At 72.1% G+C, this 2,333-nt stretch carries 3 protein-coding genes; 2 read left to right on the top strand and 1 reads right to left on the bottom strand.

Going from position 1 to position 2,333, the window contains the following annotated elements; translation table 11 throughout:
• The first annotated feature begins 159 nt into the window (after positions 1 to 159).
• Positions 160 to 711, top strand: a complete 552-nt coding sequence (locus ACNFOC_RS53365) for a TetR/AcrR family transcriptional regulator (protein ID WP_416966167.1) — start codon at positions 160 to 162, stop codon at positions 709 to 711.
• A 2-nt stretch (positions 712 to 713) separates the two neighbouring features.
• Here ACNFOC_RS53365 and ACNFOC_RS53360 read toward each other — a convergent pair whose 3' ends face one another.
• The gene (locus ACNFOC_RS53360) at positions 714 to 1,391 is read right to left on the bottom strand and encodes an FMN-dependent NADH-azoreductase (RefSeq protein WP_416966166.1); all 678 of its coding nucleotides are present in this window, start codon (positions 1,389 to 1,391) and stop codon (positions 714 to 716) included.
• Positions 1,392 to 1,459: 68 nt separating this feature from the next.
• Here ACNFOC_RS53360 and ACNFOC_RS53355 point away from each other — a divergent pair.
• A partial coding sequence (locus ACNFOC_RS53355; RefSeq protein WP_416966165.1) for a sigma-70 family RNA polymerase sigma factor occupies positions 1,460 to 2,333 on the top strand: 874 nt, incomplete at its 3' end.

The following is a 2,333-nucleotide window of genomic DNA, read 5'->3' as shown; positions in this document are numbered from 1 at the left end:
GGGGAGGGCGGTCGGCCATGGTCGTCTCCAAAGCGGATGAGGACGGGACGGGACGGGATGGGATGGGACGGGGCAGGATGGCATGATGGAGAACGTGCGTTCTCCACGTGGCTGCTAACGTAGAGAACGCACGTTCTCGCGTCAAGGAGGGCCGGATCCATGGACAGCGAAGTCGCCCGGGAGCAGGCGCTGGACGCCGCCGAGAAGCTGTTCTACGGGCGGGGAGTCCAGGCCGTCGGCATGGACGCCGTCCGCACCGCCTCCGGACTCTCCCTCAAGCGGCTCTACCAACTCTTCCCCGCGAAGGAGGAGTTGGTGGAGGCGTATCTCGAACGGCGTGACCTGCGCTGGCGCGGACGCCTCGCCGAGCACGTCGCGCGGCACGCTGATCCACGGGAACGGATTCCGGCCGTCTTCGACTGGCTGGAGGAGTGGTTCGGCGAGGCCGATTTCCGCGGGTGCGCGTGGATCAACTCGTACGGCGAGCTGGGCGCGACCTCGGAGCGGGTGGTGGCCCAAGTGCGGGCGCACAAGCGGGCGTTCCGCGAGTATCTCGCCGGGCTGGTGGCGGACGCGGGACTGCCCGACGTGCTGGCCGGGCAGGTGTTCCTGCTGGCCGAGGGGGCCATGGTCACGGCGGGCATCACCGGGAGCGCGAAGCCGGCGGCGGAGGCGCGTGAGGCGGCCCTGGCGCTGTCGCGGGCGCGCTGAGGTCAGGCGGCGGCGAGTGCCGTGAGCGTGGCGCGGGCACGGGCGAGGGAGTCCGCCGCCAGGTCCTCCAGGCCGGCCAGCTGGGGCAGGACGTCGACCCGGGTGAGTTCGGCGGCGACGAGGTGGAGGTTCTCCGGCGGCACCCCGAGATTGCCGAAGTAGGCCTTCAGGTACGGCGTTTGGAAGTCGAAGTGTTCGCGCGGGGTGCCGGGGCCGTATCCGCCGCCGCGTGCCATGACCGCGATCACGCGGGTGTGGCGCAGGAGACTCTCGCCGGTGTCCGGGTCGGTGAGCGCGCCGGGGAAGGTGACGCGGTCGATCCATGCCTTCAGGGACGCGGGCACCGAGAAGTTGTACATCGGGACACCGAGCAACAGCGGCTCAGCGGCGAGGAGTTCGGTGATGTACGGGAGGGTCAGCTCCCACTCGCGCTGTTCGGCCGCGCTCTCGATCAGTGCGGGGACCTTCGCGGGCGGGACGAAGCCCTCGCGTTCCACGCGGCGGCCGAGGGTGGTGTAGGCGGAGGTGATCGGCGGCACCGGTGCGGCGGACAGGTCGCGGTGACGGTGGCCCGCCGTGCCGCCGTGCGCGGAGTGCCAGTTGCGCGCGAAGGTCTCGGTGAGTTGCCTGGTCACGGAGTCGGCACTCGTGTCGGCGCTGGAGTCGATGTGCAGCAGCATGGTGTGGTCACCTCGGTCGGTTCGGGTTCGTCGGACAGGTGACGGAGCACGACGAGGAAAGGTGACCCATGCGGGGGCACGACGAGTTGGCGGAGCGGTTCGAGGAGCGGCGCGGGCAGCTGCGGGCGGTCGCGTACCGGATGCTGGGTTCGCTCGGCGAGGCGGACGACGCGGTGCAGGAGGCCTGGCTGCGGCTCGGCCGCGCGGGCGACGACGGCATCGGCAACCTCACCGCCTGGCTGACGACGGTCGTCTCCCGCATCTGCCTGGACATGCTCCGCTCACGCGCGTCCCGACGGGAGGATCCCTACGGCGACGACCTGCCGGAGCCGAGCACCGACGACCTGCCCGAGGACGAGGCCGTGCTCGCCGACTCGGTGGGGCTCGCGCTGCTGGTGGTGCTGGACACGCTGGGTCCGGCGGAGCGGGTCGCGTTCGTCCTGCACGATCTGTTCGCGGTGCCGTTCGACCGTATCGCGGCAGTCCTGGACCGGTCCCAGCCCGCCACGAAGAAGCTCGCCAGCCGGGCCCGGCACAAGGTGCGGGGCACGCCGGTGGTGCCGGGCGCCGAACTCGACCGGCACCGGGAGGTCGTCGAGGCGTTCCTGTCCGCCGCGCGGGGCGGTGACCTCGGCGCGCTCCTCGACGTACTCGCCCCCGATGTCGTCCGCCACGCCGACCCCGCCGTGTTGCCGCCGGGCGTGGCCGCCGAGCTGCGCGGGGCCCGGGCGGTCGCGGAGGGGACGGTACTGCTGCGACACCGGACGCGGTTCGCGGCCCTGGCCCTTGTCGACGGGGACGTGGGCGTCGTGGTCGCGCCGGGAGGCAGGTTGCTGCTGGCTCTCCGGGTGAGGGTCGAGGGTGGACGGGTTGCCGGATACGAGGTGGTCGCGGGACGGGAGGGGTTGCGGGGAGTCGAGGTCGGGGTGCTTGGGGTGGCGG

Origin of the sequence: Streptomyces colwelliae, assembly GCF_048158785.1 — a bacterium.
Taxonomy (GTDB): Bacteria; Actinomycetota; Actinomycetes; order Streptomycetales; family Streptomycetaceae; genus Streptomyces.
Note: the sequence above shows the minus strand (reverse complement) of the source record. Positions and strands in the feature narration are given on the sequence as shown.

Bases quoted from the DNA above. Each gene is read 5' to 3' on its own strand.
- ACNFOC_RS53365 (WP_416966167.1), top strand. From the start codon at position 160: ATGGACAGCGAAGTCGCCCGGGAGCAGGCGCTGGACGCCGCCGAGAAG.
- ACNFOC_RS53360 (WP_416966166.1), bottom strand. From the start codon at position 1,391: ATGCTGCTGCACATCGACTCCAGCGCCGACACGAGTGCCGACTCCGTG.